The 16,536-nt window shown below is 70.4% G+C and carries 17 protein-coding genes and 2 tRNA genes; 10 read left to right on the top strand and 9 right to left on the bottom strand.

Annotated features, from left to right (window positions below; translation table 11 throughout):
- The first annotated feature begins 183 nt into the window (after positions 1 to 183).
- Genes gabT through mobA form a run of 3 tightly spaced genes read left to right on the top strand, consistent with a single transcriptional unit; the run spans position 184 to position 2,540 of the window.
- Complete coding sequence (gene gabT / locus J5Y10_RS06500) at positions 184 to 1,533, top strand: 4-aminobutyrate--2-oxoglutarate transaminase (RefSeq protein WP_209371971.1); 1,350 nt, start codon at positions 184 to 186, stop codon at positions 1,531 to 1,533.
- Positions 1,534 to 1,537: 4 nt separating this feature from the next.
- Positions 1,538 to 1,936: a hypothetical protein gene (locus tag J5Y10_RS06505; RefSeq protein WP_209371973.1), complete on the top strand. Its 399-nt coding sequence runs from the start codon at positions 1,538 to 1,540 to the stop codon at positions 1,934 to 1,936.
- Between the two features lie 34 nt (positions 1,937 to 1,970).
- Complete coding sequence (gene mobA / locus J5Y10_RS06510; protein WP_342452856.1) at positions 1,971 to 2,540, top strand: molybdenum cofactor guanylyltransferase MobA; 570 nt, start codon at positions 1,971 to 1,973, stop codon at positions 2,538 to 2,540.
- 20 nt (positions 2,541 to 2,560) lie between these two features.
- Here mobA and J5Y10_RS06515 read toward each other — a convergent pair whose 3' ends face one another.
- Positions 2,561 to 3,541 (bottom strand): aldo/keto reductase, encoded by a 981-nt coding sequence (locus J5Y10_RS06515; protein ID WP_209371975.1) that lies wholly within the window; start codon positions 3,539 to 3,541, stop codon positions 2,561 to 2,563.
- A 61-nt stretch (positions 3,542 to 3,602) separates the two neighbouring features.
- The gene (mobB, locus tag J5Y10_RS06520; protein ID WP_209371977.1) at positions 3,603 to 4,112 is read right to left on the bottom strand and encodes a molybdopterin-guanine dinucleotide biosynthesis protein B; all 510 of its coding nucleotides are present in this window, start codon (positions 4,110 to 4,112) and stop codon (positions 3,603 to 3,605) included.
- Between the two features lie 130 nt (positions 4,113 to 4,242).
- Here mobB and J5Y10_RS28370 point away from each other — a divergent pair, with 130 nt between their 5' ends.
- Both J5Y10_RS28370 and J5Y10_RS06530 read left to right on the top strand, forming a co-directional pair.
- Positions 4,243 to 5,244: an NADP-dependent oxidoreductase gene (locus J5Y10_RS28370; protein ID WP_209371979.1), complete on the top strand. Its 1,002-nt coding sequence runs from the start codon at positions 4,243 to 4,245 to the stop codon at positions 5,242 to 5,244.
- Between the two features lie 27 nt (positions 5,245 to 5,271).
- Positions 5,272 to 6,708, top strand: coding sequence for a M20 family metallopeptidase (locus J5Y10_RS06530; RefSeq protein WP_209371980.1), 1,437 nt, complete (start codon positions 5,272 to 5,274; stop codon positions 6,706 to 6,708).
- Positions 6,709 to 6,810: 102 nt separating this feature from the next.
- On the opposite strand, the gene J5Y10_RS06535 is transcribed toward J5Y10_RS06530, so the two are convergent.
- The 4 genes from J5Y10_RS06535 to J5Y10_RS06550 form a co-directional block, all read right to left on the bottom strand.
- The gene (locus J5Y10_RS06535; RefSeq protein WP_209371981.1) at positions 6,811 to 7,497 is read right to left on the bottom strand and encodes a hypothetical protein; all 687 of its coding nucleotides are present in this window, start codon (positions 7,495 to 7,497) and stop codon (positions 6,811 to 6,813) included.
- Between the two features lie 44 nt (positions 7,498 to 7,541).
- On the bottom strand, positions 7,542 to 9,017 hold the full coding sequence (locus tag J5Y10_RS06540) for an amidase (RefSeq protein ID WP_209371982.1): 1,476 nt from the start codon (positions 9,015 to 9,017) through the stop codon (positions 7,542 to 7,544).
- Between the two features lie 66 nt (positions 9,018 to 9,083).
- A complete protein-coding gene (locus J5Y10_RS06545; RefSeq protein ID WP_209371983.1) occupies positions 9,084 to 9,560 on the bottom strand; it encodes a DUF3429 domain-containing protein in 477 nt (158 codons plus the stop codon).
- Between the two features lie 77 nt (positions 9,561 to 9,637).
- Positions 9,638 to 10,345, bottom strand: a complete 708-nt coding sequence (locus J5Y10_RS06550; protein ID WP_209371984.1) for a pirin family protein — start codon at positions 10,343 to 10,345, stop codon at positions 9,638 to 9,640.
- A 299-nt stretch (positions 10,346 to 10,644) separates the two neighbouring features.
- On the opposite strand from J5Y10_RS06550, the gene J5Y10_RS06555 reads away from it, so the two are divergent.
- From J5Y10_RS06555 to J5Y10_RS06575, 5 genes are all read left to right on the top strand, one after another.
- Positions 10,645 to 11,325 carry a DUF3833 family protein gene (locus J5Y10_RS06555; protein ID WP_209371985.1) on the top strand — a complete coding sequence of 227 codons (681 nt, stop codon included), beginning with the start codon at positions 10,645 to 10,647 and terminating at the stop codon, positions 11,323 to 11,325.
- A gap of 85 nt (positions 11,326 to 11,410) precedes the next feature.
- Positions 11,411 to 11,932 carry a SixA phosphatase family protein gene (locus J5Y10_RS06560; RefSeq protein WP_209371986.1) on the top strand — a complete coding sequence of 174 codons (522 nt, stop codon included), beginning with the start codon at positions 11,411 to 11,413 and terminating at the stop codon, positions 11,930 to 11,932.
- A gap of 73 nt (positions 11,933 to 12,005) precedes the next feature.
- Positions 12,006 to 12,581 (top strand): thermonuclease family protein, encoded by a 576-nt coding sequence (locus J5Y10_RS06565; RefSeq protein WP_209371988.1) that lies wholly within the window; start codon positions 12,006 to 12,008, stop codon positions 12,579 to 12,581.
- A gap of 269 nt (positions 12,582 to 12,850) precedes the next feature.
- Positions 12,851 to 14,161 carry a citrate synthase gene (gltA, locus tag J5Y10_RS06570; protein ID WP_209371990.1) on the top strand — a complete coding sequence of 437 codons (1,311 nt, stop codon included), beginning with the start codon at positions 12,851 to 12,853 and terminating at the stop codon, positions 14,159 to 14,161.
- 429 nt (positions 14,162 to 14,590) lie between these two features.
- Entirely contained in the window at positions 14,591 to 15,145 is a 555-nt protein-coding gene (locus J5Y10_RS06575; RefSeq protein ID WP_245214366.1) for a hypothetical protein, read from the top strand.
- Positions 15,146 to 15,181: 36 nt separating this feature from the next.
- Here J5Y10_RS06575 and J5Y10_RS06580 read toward each other — a convergent pair.
- From J5Y10_RS06580 to leuB, 3 genes are all read right to left on the bottom strand, one after another.
- Positions 15,182 to 15,258 (bottom strand) — tRNA-Arg (locus tag J5Y10_RS06580).
- A 34-nt stretch (positions 15,259 to 15,292) separates the two neighbouring features.
- Positions 15,293 to 15,369 (bottom strand) — tRNA-Arg (locus J5Y10_RS06585).
- Between the two features lie 49 nt (positions 15,370 to 15,418).
- Complete coding sequence (leuB, locus tag J5Y10_RS06590) at positions 15,419 to 16,531, bottom strand: 3-isopropylmalate dehydrogenase (protein ID WP_209371992.1); 1,113 nt, start codon at positions 16,529 to 16,531, stop codon at positions 15,419 to 15,421.
- Positions 16,532 to 16,536: the final 5 nt, after the last annotated feature.

Below are 16,536 nucleotides of genomic sequence, written 5' to 3' on the forward strand. Positions count from 1 at the left end.
CGGGGCGCAAGTTGCGCGCGGCGGGCGGCCGCCGCAAGCCGGGGCGGGGCCGCGCCGTTCGAAAAGGCGAGCGTTCTCACGGGGAATACAGCGGAAATCCCGCCGGGCGGGGCGCCTTCAGCCTTGCCCCGGAGGTCTCCCCGGCGCAATTTCCGGCCTCCGCGCGCGAGGGGCATTGGAACCATGGGCACCACGATTTCCGGCGAGACGACGGCCGACATCCCGGAGGGCCCGACCAACGCCGCCCTGCAGAAGCGGCGCGAGGCGGCCGTGCCGCGCGGCCTCGGCATCTCCCTCCCTGTCTATGCCGCCAAGGCGCAGGGCTCCGAGATCACGGATGTCGAGGGCAAGCGCTACATCGACTTCGGCGGCGGCATCGCCGTGCTGAACACCGGCCACCTGCACCCGAAGGTGAAGGCCGCCGTGCAGGCGCAGCTGGAGAACTTCTCCCACACCTGCGTCCAGGTGACGCCCTATGAGAGCTACATCCGCCTCGCGGAGCGGCTGAACGCCATCGCGCCGGTCCGCGGCACCGCCAAGACCATCTTCCTGACCACCGGCGCCGAGGCGGTGGAGAACGCGGTGAAGATCGCCCGCGCCCATACGGGCCGCCCGGGCGTGATCGCCTTCTCCGGCGCCTTCCACGGCCGCACGCTGCTCGGCATGGCCCTGACGGGCAAGGTGGTGCCCTACAAGGTGGGCTTCGGCCCCATGCCGGCCGACATCTACCACCTGCCCTTCCCCGTGGCCTATCACGGCAAGGAAGTGGCGCAGACGCTGGACGCCATCGAGACGCTGTTCAAGTCCGACATCGACCCGAACCGCATCGCGGCCTTCATCATCGAGCCCGTGCAGGGCGAGGGCGGCTTCTACCAGGCGCAGCCTGAGCTGATGCAGGGCCTGCGCAGCATCGCCGACAAGTACGGCATCCTGCTGATCGCGGACGAGGTGCAGACCGGCTTCGCCCGCACCGGCAAGATGTTCGCCATGGAGCATACCGGGGTAAAGGCCGACCTGGTGACAATGGCGAAGTCCCTCGCCGGCGGCTTCCCGCTCTCCGCCGTCTCCGGCACCGCCGAGATCATGGACGCTCCGAATGTCGGCGGCCTCGGCGGCACCTATGGCGGCTCCCCGCTCGGCTGCGCCGCGGCCAATGCGGTGCTGGACGTGATCGAGGAGGAGGGCCTCATCGAGCGCGCCAACTCCATCGGCGACCTCATCGTCTCCCGCATCAAGGAGCTGCAGAACAGCAACTCCCTGAAGGGCATCATCGGCGACATCCGCCAGGTGGGCGGCATGGTCGCGATGGAGCTGGTGGCCGACGGGAACGCCGACAAGCCGGACCCGGACCTGACCCGCGCGCTGGTGGCGCGCGCGGCGGAAAAGGGGCTGGTCCTGCTCTCCTGCGGCGTGCGGGCGAACGTGATCCGCTTCCTCTGCCCGCTCACCACCTCCGACGCGCTGGTGAACGAGGGCATGGACAAGATGGCCGAGGCGCTGCGCGAGTGCGTGGCGGAACGCGCCCAGGCCTGATCCCGTGATCGAGGATTTCCGCAGGGCGCTGCTGTTCGGGGCGCCCTGCGGCGCGGTCTCCGTCATCGTCTTTCGCGACTCGACGCTGTTCCTGCTGCATCACCTCTTCAAGGTGATGCCGCTGGCCGCCTACATCCAGACAGTGGGCACGCACGGCCTGCCCTGGGTGTGGTGGTTCGTGCTCTGGGGCGCGCTGGGCGGCTTCATCATCGGGCTGGTGCTGCGGCTGCTGCCCTTCGCGGATCTGCTGACGGGCGCGGTGCTCGGCGTGGCTGCGGCCTACCTGCTGCCGCAGCGCCTGCCCGCCGCCACACCGGCCTGGGTTCTGCCCTTGATCGGGGCAGCCTGGGGCTGGGGCAGCGCCTTTCTCATGCGGCCCCTGGCGCTGCGTGGGCGGGACTAGGCCCGGCCTCCCCGGCCCTGGAATCCTCGGGGTCGTGCTGGCCGGCGGCCTGGCGCGGCGCATGGGGGGCGGGGACAAGGCGCTGCTGCCGCTGGGCGGGCGGCCGATGCTCTCGATCCTGCTGGATAGGCTGGCGCCGCAGGTCGCGGCGCTGGCGATCAGCGCGAACGGCGACCCGTCGCGCTTCGCGGATCTGGCGCCGGAAGTGCCCGTCCTCCCGGACTCCCTGCCCGACTATCCCGGCCCGCTTGCCGGCGTGCTGGCGGGGATGCAGCACGCCGCGTCACTCGGGCTGGAAATGGTGCTCACGGTGCCCGGCGACACGCCGCTGGTTCCATCGGACCTCGCCGCGCGGCTGCTGGAAGCCGCGGCGCCGATCGCCTGCGCGGCCTCCGAAGGGCGGGCGCACCCGCCGGTCGCGCTCTGGCCGGCGTCACTGCGGGACCACCTGCGCGCGGCGATCGCATCAGGCGAGGGAAAGGTCAGCCGCTGGGCGCAGAGGCAGGGCTGCACCGTGGTGGAATGGGCGGGGGAGCCGTTCCTGAATGCCAATGCGCCGAAGGATTTGGCCGCGCTGGAGGCGGCGCTGGCCCGGGGTACCTAGGCTCCCCGGGCCAGGATGGATCACGCGGGGGTCGGTGCGTTCTCCGGCAGGACCTTCTCGCGCTTCAGCTCCGCCCAGAAGTCGGACGGGATGGGCTGGCGCATCAGCTCCAGGTTCTCGCGCACGCGTTCCGGCTTCTTCGTGCCGGGAATGACCGAGGCCACGACCGGATGCGCCGCGCAGAACTGCAGCGCCGCCGCCCGCAGGTCCACGCCATGCCTCTGCGCGATGGCCGCCAGCCGGTCCCGCGCCTGCACCTTGTCGGAGGATGCGGTCTGGTACTCGAAGGTGCTGCCACCGGCGATGAGGCCGGAATTGTAGGGACCGCCGACCACCACATGCACGCCCCGCTCCTCGCAGCGCGGGAAGAGCGTCTCCAGCGCCGGCTGGTTCAGCAGGGAGTAGCGGCCGGCGAGCAGGAACACGTCCGGGTCCGCCTGCTCCAGCGCCATGACGCAGGGCTCCACCCGGTTCACGCCGAGGCCCCAGGCACGGATCACGCCTTCCTCGCGCAGCCGCGTCAGCGCCACGGCCGCCCCCTTCATGGCAATGTCGAACACTTCCAGCCAGCGGTCGCCATGCGCGTCCTCCGCGCAGTCGTGGATATAGGCCACGTCGATGCGTGCGATGCCCAGGCGCTGCAGGCTGTCCTCGATGGAGCGGCGCACGCCGTCGGCGGTGTAGTCGTAGTCCACGCGGAAGGGCAGGCCGGCGACGAAGGGGCCGTGCTTGCCGCCCTTCGTCGCATCGGCGCGCAGCAGCCGGCCGACCTTGGTGGAGAGAACATACTCGTCCCGCGGCTTGTTCCGGAGGACATGGCCGAAGCGGTGCTCGGAAATGCCGGGGCCGTATTCCGGGGCGGTGTCGAAGTAGCGGATGCCGGCGTCCCAGGCGGCGTTGAGGGTCGCCTCGGCGTCGGGATCGGACACGATCTCGAACATGTTGCCGAGCGGGGCGCCGCCGAAGCCAATCGGGCCGGGGGGGGCGTAGTGCTGCGTCATAGGGGGCCTTCCAAGCCGTTCCCCCCTTAGGTGCGCCGCAGCGCCGCCCGTTCCAGGGGGCTCACGCGGCTGGGAGGGGCCAGGGCATGGCGTGGGCCAGAATCAGGTTGCCGACCGCGGCGATATCGTCCAGCGCGGCGTGCGGCAGGCTGCCGGAAGGCGGGATATCGGCGGCCACGGCGCGGATCGCCGGATCCTCGAGATGCAGCCAGGGTTTGGCGTTGGCGGCGCGATGGACCTCGATCTTCGGAATGGGGTCGCGCTTGAACCCCTCCACGATCACGAGGTCCACCGGGTCCAGATGGGCCAGCAGCTCCGCCAGGGAGGGCTCCGGCGCCCCGCGCAGCTCCGTCATCAGCGCCCAGCGGTTTGCGGAGGCGACCAGCACCTGGGAGGCGCCGGCCTGGCGGTGCGTGTGGCTGTCCTTGCCGGGCTTGTCCACGTCGAAGGCATGATGGGCGTGCTTGATCGTGGAGACGGTCAGGCCCCTGCCCTTCAGCCAGGGGATCAGGGCGGCGAGCAGGGTGGTCTTGCCGGCCCCGCTCCAGCCGGCGAGGCCGATCACCCGCATGGCTGTTCGTGGGCGGTCATGGCGGGGCTGTAGATCGCCCGGGCGGGGTGCGCCAGGGGGATGGCCGGCGGAACCGGGTTGTCCGGGCGGGGGCGCGGCCCAACTCTGGCTGCGAACAGGAGACCGCCCGATGGCCGAGACCAACCTTCGCGTCCTTCTTCGCGCCCGCCCCGAGGGGAAGGTGGGCCCCGAGCACTTCGAGGTGAAGGAGGAGGGCCTCCCCTCCCCCCGGCCCGGCGAGGCGCTGCTGCGGAACCGCTATCTCTCCCTCGATCCCTACATGCGCGGGCGGATGAGCGCCCGGAAGTCCTATGCCGCGCCGGTGGAGATCGGCGGGGTCATGGTCGGCCAGACCGTGGCGGAGGTGGTGGAGGACCCGACGGGCACCTTCAGGCCCGGCGACATCGTGCTCGGCGGCTCCGGGTGGCAGCGCTTCTGCTGCGTGCCCGTGGCCGGGCTGCGGAAGCTGAACCCCGAGGCGGCGCCGCTGACCACCGCGCTCGGCGTGCTCGGCATGCCCGGCACCACCGCCTGGGTGGGCGTGACGGAGATGTCGCCGCCCAAGCCCGGCGAGACCTATGTCGTCACGGCCGCCTCCGGCGCCGTGGGCGGGGTGGCCGGGCAGATCGCGAAGCGGATGGGTGCGCGGGTGGTCGGCATCGCCGGCGGGCCGGAGAAATGCGCCTTCGTGACGGGCGAGCTGGGCTTCGACGCCTGCGTGGACCACAAGGCGCCGGACTTCCCGGAGCTGCTGGCGGAGGCCTGCCCGGACGGCATCGACGGTTATTTCGAGAATGTCGGCGGCGCCGTGCAGAAGGCGGCCTGGCCGCTGATGAACGAGTTCGGCCGCATGGCCTTCTGCGGCTCCATCGCCGAGTACGAGGACAAGGAGCCGGCGCCCGGCCCGAATCTCGGGCAGATCAACCGCAAGAAGCTCAGCCTCCGCGGCTTCATCGTGAGCGACCACCCCCGCGCCTTCGTGGAGTGGCGGCGGATCGGGTCCCGCCTGGTGAAGGACGGGTCTCTGAAGTACCGCGAGGACGTGGTGAAGGGCCTGGAGAACGCGCCGGAGGCCTTCATGGGCCTGCTGGCCGGAAAGAACTTCGGCAAGCTCGTCATCGATCTGGGCTGAGACGGCGGGCGGGCGTAGAGGGAGGGGATGAAGAACGACCCCATCGCCCTCGACCGCCTGTCCGACGCCGTTGAAGCCAAGGCGCCGGCCTTCACCGAACTGTCCGACCGGATCTGGGAGATGCCGGAGCTGCGCTTCGCCGAAACGCGCTCCGTCGAGGCCCAGATCGCGCTGCTGGAGGCGGAGGGGTTCCGGGTGACGCGCAACGTCGCGGGAATCCCCACCGCCTTCATGGCCGAGAGCGGCGACGGTGGCCCCTTGATCGGCTTCCTCGGCGAATTCGACGCCCTGGCCGGGCTCTCGCAGGAGCCGGGGGTGGCCGAGCAGCGGCCGCTGGAGGCGGGCGGCAACGGGCATGGCTGCGGGCACAACCTGCTGGGCGCGGGGGCGATGCTGGCCGCCGTCTCCGCCCGTGACGCGCTGCGCGAGTCCGGGATGAAGGGCCGCGTGCGCTACTACGGCTGCCCTGGCGAGGAGGGCGGATCGGGCAAGACCTTCATGGCGCGGGAAGGCGCGTTCGACGGGCTGGACGCCGCCGTCACCTGGCACCCCGGCGCCTTCAACGCGGTCATGTCGATCCGCAATCTCGCGAACTACCAGGTCTATTTTCGCTTCAAGGGCAAGGCCGCGCACGCGGCCGGTTCCCCGCATCTCGGCCGCTCCGCGCTGGACGCGGTGGAGCTGATGAATGTCGGCGTGAACTACCTGCGGGAACACATGCCGCAGGAGGCGCGGGTGCACTACGCCATCACCAACTCCGGCGGTGTCTCCCCCAACGTGGTGCAGGCCGAGGCGGAGGTGCTCTACCTCATCCGCGCCCCGAAGGTGACCGAGGCGGCGGCGCTGTTCGAGCGGGTGAAGGCCTGCGCGGAAGGTGCCGCGATCATGACGGGCACCAAGTGGTCCTTCGAGATAGACAAGGCCTGCTCCGAGGTGGCGCAGAACCGCACGCTGGAGACGGTGCTGCACGGAAACTTCCAGTCGCTCGGCGCGCCAGCCTATGACGAGGCGGACCAGCGCTTCGCCGCCGAGATCCGCCGCTCCCTCAGCGCGGAGGATATCGCCTCCGAGGTGGCGAGCTTCGGGGCGGATGCGGCGCTGGAAGGCGAGGCCCTGCATGACGGCGTGCTGCCCTTCGACGGCACCCCGATCACCCAGGCCGGCTCAACCGATGTGGGCGACGTCTCGCAGATCGTGCCGACGGTGCAGGCCTGGGGCGCCTGCTGGGCGGTGGGCACGCCCTTCCACACCTGGCAGGCCGTGGCGCAGGGGCAATCGGCCCACGCGCACAAGGGCATGGTGCAGGCGGCGAAGGTGATGGCCGCCACCGCGCTGGACGGGTTCCGCGACCCAGAACTTCTGGCACGGGCGAAGGCGGAACTGGCGCAGCGGCGGGGCGGGAAGCCCTATGTCAGCCCGATCCCGGCGGAGGTGCTGGCGCCGCCGTTGCGGAAGGCGGGCTGAAGCAGATCGGCCGACCGGCACGGCTCGGACGCCGAGAGCCTGCTCACTGGGTCAGGGGTCCGTGCGTTTGCGGTCGGCGCAGGCGGGCCGGAAAGGCTCGGGTCAGCGCCCCGGCCGATCCGGCGCGGCCTCAAGAGCCGGGTCGGGAGGCGCTTCGCGCTCAGGAAAGATCTGGCCGGAGTCCTGGGCAGGCGTCGCCCGAACATCCCCTGCTGCCGGACGCTGGGGCGCGGCGCGGCTGAGATACCCGAACAGGCGCACCGCCATGTGCGCGGCGTAGATGGTCCGGTCGCGGCCGCTGCCGCGGATGCCGCCGACGGTGATCCACGCCCGGGCAGCCTGCCCCGAGACGATCGCGAGGCAGATAGCCTCCAGGGATGGCGGTTCGGAGACGGGCGCGATGATGCAGGTGGTCTCCGAACCGGGTAGGCGTGAGCGTGCCCTGACACGGGCGAGGCCGGGCACCTCCCCCCGGCGCAGCAGCTCGGTGCCGAGGGCGCGGTTCGCGCGCTGCAGATGCGGCCGGAGGACGTCCTCGGGGGCACCATTCGAAAACCCGGCCAGGGCGGGGTCGGGGGTAAGGTAGAGAGCCGTGCGATTGCCACTGGGCGAGGCGTAACGGACGAGGAAATCAGGTGTAGGGTCGCCGCCGCCCTGGCGACGCTCGTCATAGACGAGCTCTGGCATCCGCGCCGCGATTTCGGGCGCTGAATAGGGTTGCTGGGCGCAGCCGGCCAGCAGGGCGAGAAAGGGAAGTGGGCGAATCGAGCGTATCGCCTCCCATGCCATGTTCGTTTCTGCGGCGGTGCAAGGGGACGCCCGCCAGTAGCAAATCAGCCCTGGGCTACATGGACCCCCGGCCGGCGCCCGTCATTCCACTTCCCCCCGATCGCACGCTCCACCTGCGCCGCGAGCTGCAGCAGCAGCCCGTCCCCCGCCTGCCGCGTCTGCGCCTGGATGCCCAGCGGCAGCCCGCTCTCCTGCCAGCCCAGCGGCAGCGAGATCGCGGGGATGCCGCAGAGGTTCGAAAGCGGCGTATAGGCGAAGTTGCGCCAGAGATTGGCGAACCAGTCCTGGACGTCAGGGTTGTCGCTGACGGTCAGGTACTCGGTGGTGCCGATCACCGGCGTGGGCAGGGCGGTGATCGGGGTGAGGATGATGTCCCACTCCTCGAGGAAGGTCCCGAACGCGCGGGAGGTGGCGTTGAACACCGCCTGCATCCGCGCCCGCTCCGTGTAGGAAGTGTGCAGCCCCGCCTCCCAGATGCGGATGTTGACGGGCTCCACGAGGTCGGCGGGCGGGCGTTCCAGGCCGAGTGCACCGACTAGGTTGTTCACGGTCTGCGCGAAGTTGCTGATGTAGCAGGTGGTCTGCGCGGCGAAGGCGGCCCGGAAATCCACCTCCGGCACCGCCCAGTCCACCTCGTGGCCGAGGGATTCCAGCAGCCGCCCCGCGCGCTCCAGCTCCGCCACGAAGTGCGGCACCGCGCGGTAGTCGCCCCATTCATGCGAAAGGGCGATCCGGAGTCGCGGCGGGTCTCGGCGGACGAGGTCCGCATAGGATTCGGGCGCGGTCCAATAGGGCATGAACTCGCCGGGCGCGCCGCCGCGGCAGGCGTCCACGAAAGCGGCGGTGTCGCGCACCGTGCGGGTGTGGCAGCCCTGGATAGAGACGAGCCCCGTCAGGTCGGAGGCATAGGGCGCGATGGAGAAGACGCCGCGCGACGGCTTGAGCCCGATATTTCCCGTCGCACCGGCGGGGATGCGGATGGAACCGCCGCCATCCGTCGCGTGGGAAATGGGCAGCACCCCGGCCGAGACGGCGGCGGCGGTGCCGGCCGAGGATCCGTTCGTGGTGTAGCCGGTGTCCCAGGGATTGCGCGTGACATAGACGGCCGGGTTCTCGGCAGAGGAGCAGCAGCCGAATTCCGGCGTGGTGCTGCGCCCGATGATGTTGAGCCCGGCGGCGCGGATCTTCCCGGCCAGGAAGCTGTCGGCGGGCGCCCGGTTTCCGCGCATGAGAAGGGAGCCCATCTCCTGCAACCGCCCCTTCAGCGTGGGGCCGAGATCCTTCATCAGATAGGGCACGCCGGCGAAAGGCCCGTCCGTGTTCGTGCCGTTCGCGCGCGGGTCCGCCACCGCGTCCTCGAAAAGCTCGACCACGGCGGAGAGGGTGGGGTTCACCTTCGCGACCCCGGCGGCAGTCTGGGCGGCCAACTCGGCGGGCGTTACCTCGCCGGCGCGGACGCGCCCGGCCAGGGCCGTCGCGTCGTGGCGCGCCCACTCATCCCAGCTCATCGCCAGCGTCATGCCGCTCTCCGCCCCGTGGTGCGGGTGGAGGCTAGATCAGGGGGGTGGCCGGTCAAGGCCAGCCCGCTATCCCAGCAGCTTCGGGAGAAGCGCCGCGACGCCCGCGAGGGCCAGGAGCAACTGCACCGGGCGGAGGCGCGCGAAGTAGCGAGGCGCCTCGCCGCGCCGGGCGGCGATGGGATCCATCACCAGCATGATGCCGTATCCGGCGAGGGCAAGGAGGGCGGCGGCGAGCGGCCAGGGCGAGAGCAGCGACAGGATGCCGAGGCTGAAGAACAGAAGGGTCGCGACCAGCTGCACCACCGTCGCGCCGCCGGGCTGGCGGAAGCTCAGCCCGCGCCGGACGCCGGAGAAGAAGCACAGCAGGGCACCGGCCCAGGTGAGGGTCGCCCGCAGTGCGAGGGCGTCCGACGGCGCGGGGAGGAGCCAGGCCGCCGCGGCCCCGGCGAGGAGAGGCAGCATGGCGGCATAGGCCAAGCCAGCGCTGATGAGCGGCGCGCTGTCTCGCGCATCCTCGGTGTCGGCAAGGGAGGGGTTCGGCACGGATTTCATCCCGCGCTAACGGCCGTCGACCGCGCGCGACGGCAGCGGGGAACGGCCGCGCCGCCCCCCACCGTTCTTCAAGCCGCCACCTCAACCAGCACCAACTCCGCCTCCTCCTCCGCGGTTACGGTGATCTCCGCCTCGTCGCGGATGGCCGCGCCGTCGCGCTCGCTGAGCGCGACCCCGTTCACCGTCACGCGCCCCTTGGCCGGGACGAGGTAGGCCCCCCTCCCCGCGTCCAGCCGCAGCGTGGCGCTCTGGCCCGGCGAAAGGGTGGCGGCCAGCACCGCGCCGTCCGCGTTCAGGCGCAGTGCATCGCTTCCCGCATCGGCGGCGCGGCCGGAGGCGAGAACCTCGAACCCGCCCTCGCGCGCCGCCTTCGGGAAGGCCTTCGCGCCCCAGCGCGGGGCCTGGCTGCGGCGATCGGGCAGGATCCAGATCTGGAAGATGCGCGTCTTTACCGGCTCAAGGTTGTATTCGGCATGCACGATGCCGGTGCCGGCGGACATGACCTGAACGTCCCCCGCTTCGGTGCGGCCCTCATTGCCGAGATTGTCGCGGTGGGTGATCGCGCCTTCCCGGACATAGGTGATGATCTCCATGTCGCGGTGCGGATGGGCGTCGAAGCCCGTACCGGGGGCGATCTCGTCGTCGTTCCAAACGCGCAGCCGGCCCCAGCCCGGCCGCCCCTCGTCGCGGTAGCCGCCGAAGGCGAAGTGGTGGCGGGCATTCAGCCAGCCGTGGTCGGCGTGGCCGAGAGTGCCGAAGGGGCGGATGTCGATCATGGCGGGGATCTCCGGGGGCGGCGCGGGGCAGCGCCCTTGCTTCGATGGGGAAGATGGCCCGCGACCTCCTTCGCGGCCATCGCGCGCCCGCCATCGCGGCGATCACGCACGTGAATGAGTTCCCGAGAGCGGGGAGGTGAACGGACCGCAGGAGAAGATCGTGACAGGCCCCCGCGCGACAGGCCTGGCCGGGACTCCCCCGCGCCCGCTCGCATTGTCCCTGGCGGGTGCGGAATGGGCGGCGCTGTGGCCCCGGCGCCCCTGGGCAGGCGCGGAATCCTGCGGGATGGTCCGCCGCCATGACCGCCCGCCGCTCGCTCCTCCTCGCCCTTCCCGCCCTCGGCGCGGCCGGAGCCCTCGCGGGTTGCGGCACCTCCCCGGAGACCTTCGAGGGCAAGGGCCCGCCCTTCCGCCCGGAGGAGTTCTTCGCCGGCAAGATCAAGAGCTACGGCGTCTTCACCACGCGCCTCGGCGCCATCGAGCGCTGGTTCCGCGCGACGACCGTGGGGGCCTGGGACGGCACCACCCTGACCTTCGACGAGATCTTCCATTACGAGGACAGCTTCGAGGACCGACGCTTCTGGAAGCTGCGGCGCGACCCGGCCGATTCCGCCGCCTGGATCGGCGAGGCGACGGACGTCACCGGGCCCGTGCGCGGCCGCGTGGCCGGCAACGCGTTCCACCTGGAGCACGAGCTGGACATGCTCACCCTCTCCGGCGACCGGCGCCGGCTGGGCTTCGACCAGTGGTTCGTGCGGATGTCGGACGACATGGCCCTTTCGCGCGCCGCCGTGTCCTGGCACGGGATCCAGGTCGGCACCGCGCAGGTGGCCTTCCAGCGCGTCAGCGTCGGCGTGACGGAAGGCTCCGTCTATGCCGGCGCGGCAGCGCGGGAAGAGCCGGTGCCGCCGCGCGGCGTGCCGACGGGAACCGGCGGGCGCGATCCCGGGCGGCTGATGAACGCCCCGCCCCGGCGCTGACCCCGATCCATCCGGACCCAGCCCCGACCGAAGGGCTACGGCCCCACCCGCGACAAGCCCCGGCGGCTGTGGCAGGGTGCCGCCCATGCGTCAGTTGCTGCTGCTGCGTCACGCCAAGTCGGCCTGGGATGACCCCGCCCTCTCGGACCATGCCCGTCCCCTGAACGCCCGCGGCCGTCGCGCCGCGGCGGCCATGGCGGGCGCCATGCGCTCCCTCGGGCTTCGGCCGGAGCTGGTGCTCGTTTCCTCCTCCCGCCGAACACTGCAGACGCTGGAGGGGCTGGGGACGCTGGACGGCCCGCCCAGGGTGGAACCGACCGACGATCTCTACCTCGCCCCTTGGACCCGGCTGCTGGACGCCCTGCGAGAGGTGCCGGAGGAGGTGCGGAGCGTGATGCTGATCGCGCACAACCCCGGCCTGCACGACCTGGCGCTGAACCTCGCCGCACCGGATTCGGGGACCCCCGGACAGGCGCTGGCTGAGGCCTATCCCACGGCTTCCCTTGCGGAATTCGCCGTGGCGGAGCCCTGGGCCGCACTCGGCCCGCTTGGCGCGAGGCTCGTCCGGTTCCTGCAACCGAAAGATCTGCCGGAGATGGCGGGGTAGCACCCCGCCAGCGATACCGGGCCGCACGGGGCGGCTTGTGCCGGGGCACCCGGCCTTGCTAGGCAGGCTTGCAGTGCTTCCTCGTCGCCGCATCTTCCGCCCTGCCCCCTCCCCCCGCGCCTGGCGCGGGCCGTTGCTGCTGCTCGGCCTCGCGGCCGGCACGGCGACCCTGATAGGGCTGGGCGGTCCCACCCAGCTCTTCGGCAACTCCCCGCGTGAGCAGGACTGGGCCGCCGGGCCCGCCGAAGTGCGGGTGGTGGATGGCGAGACCTTGCGCCTGGCCGATCGCATCGTGCGGCTGCGCGGGCTCGACGCCCCAGCCCGCGGCCAGGCCTGCCGCGATTCCGCCGGGCGGGAATTCGACTGCGGCGCCGGATCGGCCGAGGCCCTCTCCCGCCTGCTGGGCGGGCGCGGCGTGGCCTGCCGCGTTCGCGGGCGGGACCGCTTCGGGCGGGGGCTCGGCCAGTGCTCCACCCTGGCGGGCACAGATGCGGCGGGCATGGAACTGAACGGCGCCCTTGTCTCCGCCGGCTGGGCCCTGGCGGAGGACGAGGGGCTGGCCGGGATGGAAGGCGCAGCCCGGGCCGCCGGGCGCGGCCTCTGGGCCGCCGGCGCCCGCGCGCCCGAGGGCTGGGCCGGGCGCCACTAAGGCGCCTCCGGCGACCCATATTTACATCGCTTTTCCTGGTCCGACCTGGTCCATTCCTGAAGTTATTCCCCCATGCGCGCTCCGCCCGGCGGCGGCGCGCCCCGGTGGATGGACAAGGGCGCGGACCGGCCTATCTTGCGCCGCATCATCCCCCAAGGTTTGGCCCTGGGGATGGGACCGGCCGGCGCGACTGCAGCACACGCGGCTGCAGCACCGGGCGGCCCGGCTTCCACCATACGGCCGGCCCCACCGGCTGCGAGGACCAGCGCATGAGCGAACCGACCACCTCGGGTTCCGTCACGATCACGCTCGACGGAACCAACAAGTCCTCCAGCGCGCCGCTTGTGCAAGCGAGCGTCGGCCCGGCCGTGGCGGACATCCGCAAGCTCTACGCCGACCTCGGGGTCTTCACCTTCGACCCGGGCTTCGGCATGACCGCGGCCTGCGAGAGCAAGATCACCTACATCGACGGCGACCAGGGCATCCTGCTGTATCGCGGCTACCCGATCGAGCAGCTGGCCGAGCGGTCCGACTTCGTGGAGGTCTGCCACCTCCTCCTCCACGGCGAGTTGCCGACGGGGCCGGAACTCAAGGAGTTCCAGCACAACATCACCACGCACACGATGGTGCATGAGCAGATCCGCCATTTCTTCCAGGGCTTCCGGCGCGACGCGCACCCGATGGCGATCCTCTGCGGCGTGGTCGGCGCGCTCTCGGCCTTCTACCACGACAGCCTGGACATCAATGACCCGCGCCAGCGGGAAGTCGCGGCGTTCCGCCTGATCGCGAAGATCCCGACCATCGCTGCCATGGCCTACAAGTACTCGATCGGCCAGCCCTTCGTGTACCCGCGCAACGACCTCAGCTACGCCGAGAACTTCCTTTACATGCTGAACGCCGTGCCGGCGGAGGAGTACAAGGTGAACCCGATCCTGGCCCGCGCCATGGACCGGATCCTCGTGCTGCACGCCGACCACGAGCAGAACGCCTCCACCTCCACCGTGCGTCTGGCCGGCTCCACCGGCGCCAACCCATACGCCTGCATCGCGGCCGGCATCGCGGCGCTCTGGGGCCCCGCCCATGGCGGCGCGAATGAGGCGGTGCTGAAGATGCTGGGTGAGATCGGCAGCCCGGAGAACATCCCGGACTTCATCAGCAAGGTGAAGGACAAGAACAGCCACGTGAAGCTCATGGGCTTCGGGCACCGGGTCTACAAGAACTTCGACCCGCGCGCGAAGATCATGAAGGAAACCTGCCACGAAGTGCTCGCGGAGCTCGGCATCAAGGACGAGCCGCTGCTCGACATGGCGATGGAGATGGAGCGGATCGCGCTGAGCGACGACTACTTCGTTTCCCGCAAGCTTTATCCGAACGTGGACTTCTATTCCGGCATCATCCTGAAGGCGATGGGCATCCCCACCCACATGTTCACGGTGCTCTTCGCAGTGGCGCGCACCGTGGGCTGGGTGAGCCAGTGGAAGGAGATGATCGAGGACCCGGCGCAGCGCATCGGCCGCCCGCGGCAGGTCTACACGGGCGCAACGACCCGTGACTACAAGGACGTGGCCGCTCGGGGCTGAGCCCCCGTCCCCGGCCGAGGACTCCGCCAAACACCGGGGCTCTGGCCCGCTTCCTGGAAGACCCGCCTCGCGAGAGGCGGGTCTTTTCTTTTCAGTGCCGCTCTATTCGCACGCGGGCTCAAAGAACTCATGCAGCATGATGAAGATATATCGAAAGTAGCCCAAGTGAACCGGACGATCGCAAATTAAGCTGCCAGTCAACTGGGTTAACTTAATTCACCCCTGGTTGAGGAGTTAGGCATCATTCCCGCTCTGTTCTCTTGATAACGAGAGCGTGAAAGCTTTCTCCACGCGAAGTTGTAGACCTGAGGGTAACCACCCGTGATCACTGCAGATCGCACGCGGCCCAGCTTCGCCCCATCGGCCGATGAACTGGTCCGACGCAGCCTGCGTCAGTGGCCGCAGAAGCCCCCTGGCACCCCCAGCAACTTGAAGCAGCCGGGAACTTGGCTGCGGGCCCGGCCAGGGGAGGCGCGCACGGCCAACCAGCCCTTCCTGAAGCTGCCCGGCACGAACCGCCTGCGGACGTTGCCTGACGGGCTGTGGCTGCATTTCTCGCCGGATCCCTCGGACCCCTACGCGGACATCCTGTGCATTGAGGCCTGCTCCAGCCTCCAGAACCTGCTGGACAAGCGCTCGCGCTTCGCTCCCTCCACCACGTCTCTACTGGCCGTGTGCCCGGTCCCCTGGCTCCTGAACCCTTGCCAGCCGAACGACCCGACGCCGCGCTGGCGCCTGATCCGGCTGCTGCGAACCGAGCCGGTGGATTCGCTGGTGCTGCCGGTGCGCGACGTGCGCGTGCTCTACGGCCTGAAGTCACGGCAGTACGAGGGTTTCGCCCGAACGCAAATGCCGCAGGCGCACGAGTACTTCTGCCCGATGGAGGCACTGACGGCAGAGAAGGGGGATGAAAACCCGGCGATGCGCGCGCTGCTGGCGAGAGCCAGCGCGGCGGCGAACTTCATGCACCTTCCAGGGTCATAATGGCGCAGCGGTCCAGCGATGTGCGGCGCGGGAAGATGGCGCGCCCGAAGAGATTCGAACTCCTGACCCCCAGATTCGTAGTCTGGTGCTCTATCCAGCTGAGCTACGGGCGCATCGCAACAACAAAGAACGGCTAGGCGGCGGAGATGGCGCGCCCGAAGAGATTCGAACTCCTGACCCCCAGATTCGTAGTCTGGTGCTCTATCCAGCTGAGCTACGGGCGCTCTCCGTTCGGCGGGGGATAGCGCCTGGGTGTCCCAGGCGCAACCCCTTTCACGCCGCGATCTTGTCGAGTTCGCGCACCACCGCCTCACCCATCACGCTGGTGCCGACGCGGGCCGCGCCGGGCACCATGATGTCCGCGGTACGCAGGCCGCCGGCCAGCACCTTCTCCACGGCTTTCTCGATCAGCTGGGCATCCTCATCCATGCCGAAGGACCAGCGCAGTAGCATCGCGAAGGAGAGCATCTGCGCGCAGGGATTGGCGATGCCCTTGCCCGCGATGTCCGGCGCGGAGCCGTGGATGGGCTCATAGAGGGCGTGGCGGCGGCCGCTCGCGTCAGGCGCCCCGAGCGTCGCCGAGGGCAGCATGCCAAGGCTGCCGGTGACGGCCGCGGCCAGGTCCGAGAGCACGTCGCCGAAGAGGTTGCTGGCGAGGATGACGTCGAACTGCTTCGGCCGGGAGGCGAGCTGCATGGCACAGTTGTCGGCGTACATGTGGGAGAGCTCGACATCCGCGAACTCCGCCTTGTGCACCGCCGTCACGATCTCCCGCCAGAACCGGCCGGACTGCATGACGTTCGCCTTCTCCACGCTCGTCAGCCGGTTGCTGCGCTTGCGCGCCAGCTCGAAGCCCACGCGCGCGACGCGCGTGATCTCCTCCTCCGTGTAGGACTCGGTGTCGAAGCCGCGGCGCATGCCGTTCGCCATCGTCTCGATCCCGCGGGGCTCGCCGAAATAGATCCCGCCCGTGCTCTCGCGCACGATCATCAGGTCGAGCCCGTCCACAAGGTCCGCCTTCAGCGAGGAGGCCTGCGCGAGAGGGGACCAGACGATCGCCGGGCGCAGGTTCGCGAAGAGGCCGAGATCCTTGCGCAGCCGCAGGATGCCAAGTTCCGGACGGTTCTCGAAAGGCAGGCTGTCCCATTTGGGGCCGCCCACGGAACCGAAGAGGATCGCATCCGCGCGCTGCGCCTTCTCCATCGTCGTGTCCGGGCAGGGATGCCCCTCCGCGTCGATGGCGGCACCTCCGACCAGGCCCTCCTCGATGTCGAAGGTCACGTGCCGGCGGCGGTCCAGCCAGTCCAGCACGCGGCGCACCTCGCGCATGACCTCGGGGCCGATGCCGTCACCCGGCAGCACCAGCAACTTCTTGTTCGCGGGCATGCGGA

The sequence above is a fragment of the Roseomonas indoligenes genome, assembly GCF_017813365.1.
Lineage (GTDB): Bacteria > Pseudomonadota > Alphaproteobacteria > Acetobacterales > Acetobacteraceae > Roseomonas > Roseomonas indoligenes.

Excerpts from the sequence above, each read along its gene's own strand:
- J5Y10_RS06535 (WP_209371981.1), bottom strand. The coding sequence starts at position 7,497 with ATGGCATGGGAGGCGATACGCTCGATTCGCCCACTTCCCTTTCTCGCC.
- J5Y10_RS06515 (WP_209371975.1), bottom strand. The coding sequence starts at position 3,541 with ATGACGCAGCACTACGCCCCCCCCGGCCCGATTGGCTTCGGCGGCGCC.
- J5Y10_RS06530 (WP_209371980.1), top strand. The coding sequence starts at position 5,272 with ATGAAGAACGACCCCATCGCCCTCGACCGCCTGTCCGACGCCGTTGAA.
- J5Y10_RS06560 (WP_209371986.1), top strand. The coding sequence starts at position 11,411 with ATGCGTCAGTTGCTGCTGCTGCGTCACGCCAAGTCGGCCTGGGATGAC.
- J5Y10_RS28370 (WP_209371979.1), top strand. The coding sequence starts at position 4,243 with ATGGCCGAGACCAACCTTCGCGTCCTTCTTCGCGCCCGCCCCGAGGGG.
- mobB (WP_209371977.1), bottom strand. The coding sequence starts at position 4,112 with ATGCGGGTGATCGGCCTCGCCGGCTGGAGCGGGGCCGGCAAGACCACC.
- gabT (WP_209371971.1), top strand. The coding sequence starts at position 184 with ATGGGCACCACGATTTCCGGCGAGACGACGGCCGACATCCCGGAGGGC.
- gltA (WP_209371990.1), top strand. The coding sequence starts at position 12,851 with ATGAGCGAACCGACCACCTCGGGTTCCGTCACGATCACGCTCGACGGA.
- J5Y10_RS06540 (WP_209371982.1), bottom strand. The coding sequence starts at position 9,017 with ATGACGCTGGCGATGAGCTGGGATGAGTGGGCGCGCCACGACGCGACG.
- J5Y10_RS06550 (WP_209371984.1), bottom strand. The coding sequence starts at position 10,345 with ATGATCGACATCCGCCCCTTCGGCACTCTCGGCCACGCCGACCACGGC.
- J5Y10_RS06555 (WP_209371985.1), top strand. The coding sequence starts at position 10,645 with ATGACCGCCCGCCGCTCGCTCCTCCTCGCCCTTCCCGCCCTCGGCGCG.
- leuB (WP_209371992.1), bottom strand. The coding sequence starts at position 16,531 with ATGCCCGCGAACAAGAAGTTGCTGGTGCTGCCGGGTGACGGCATCGGC.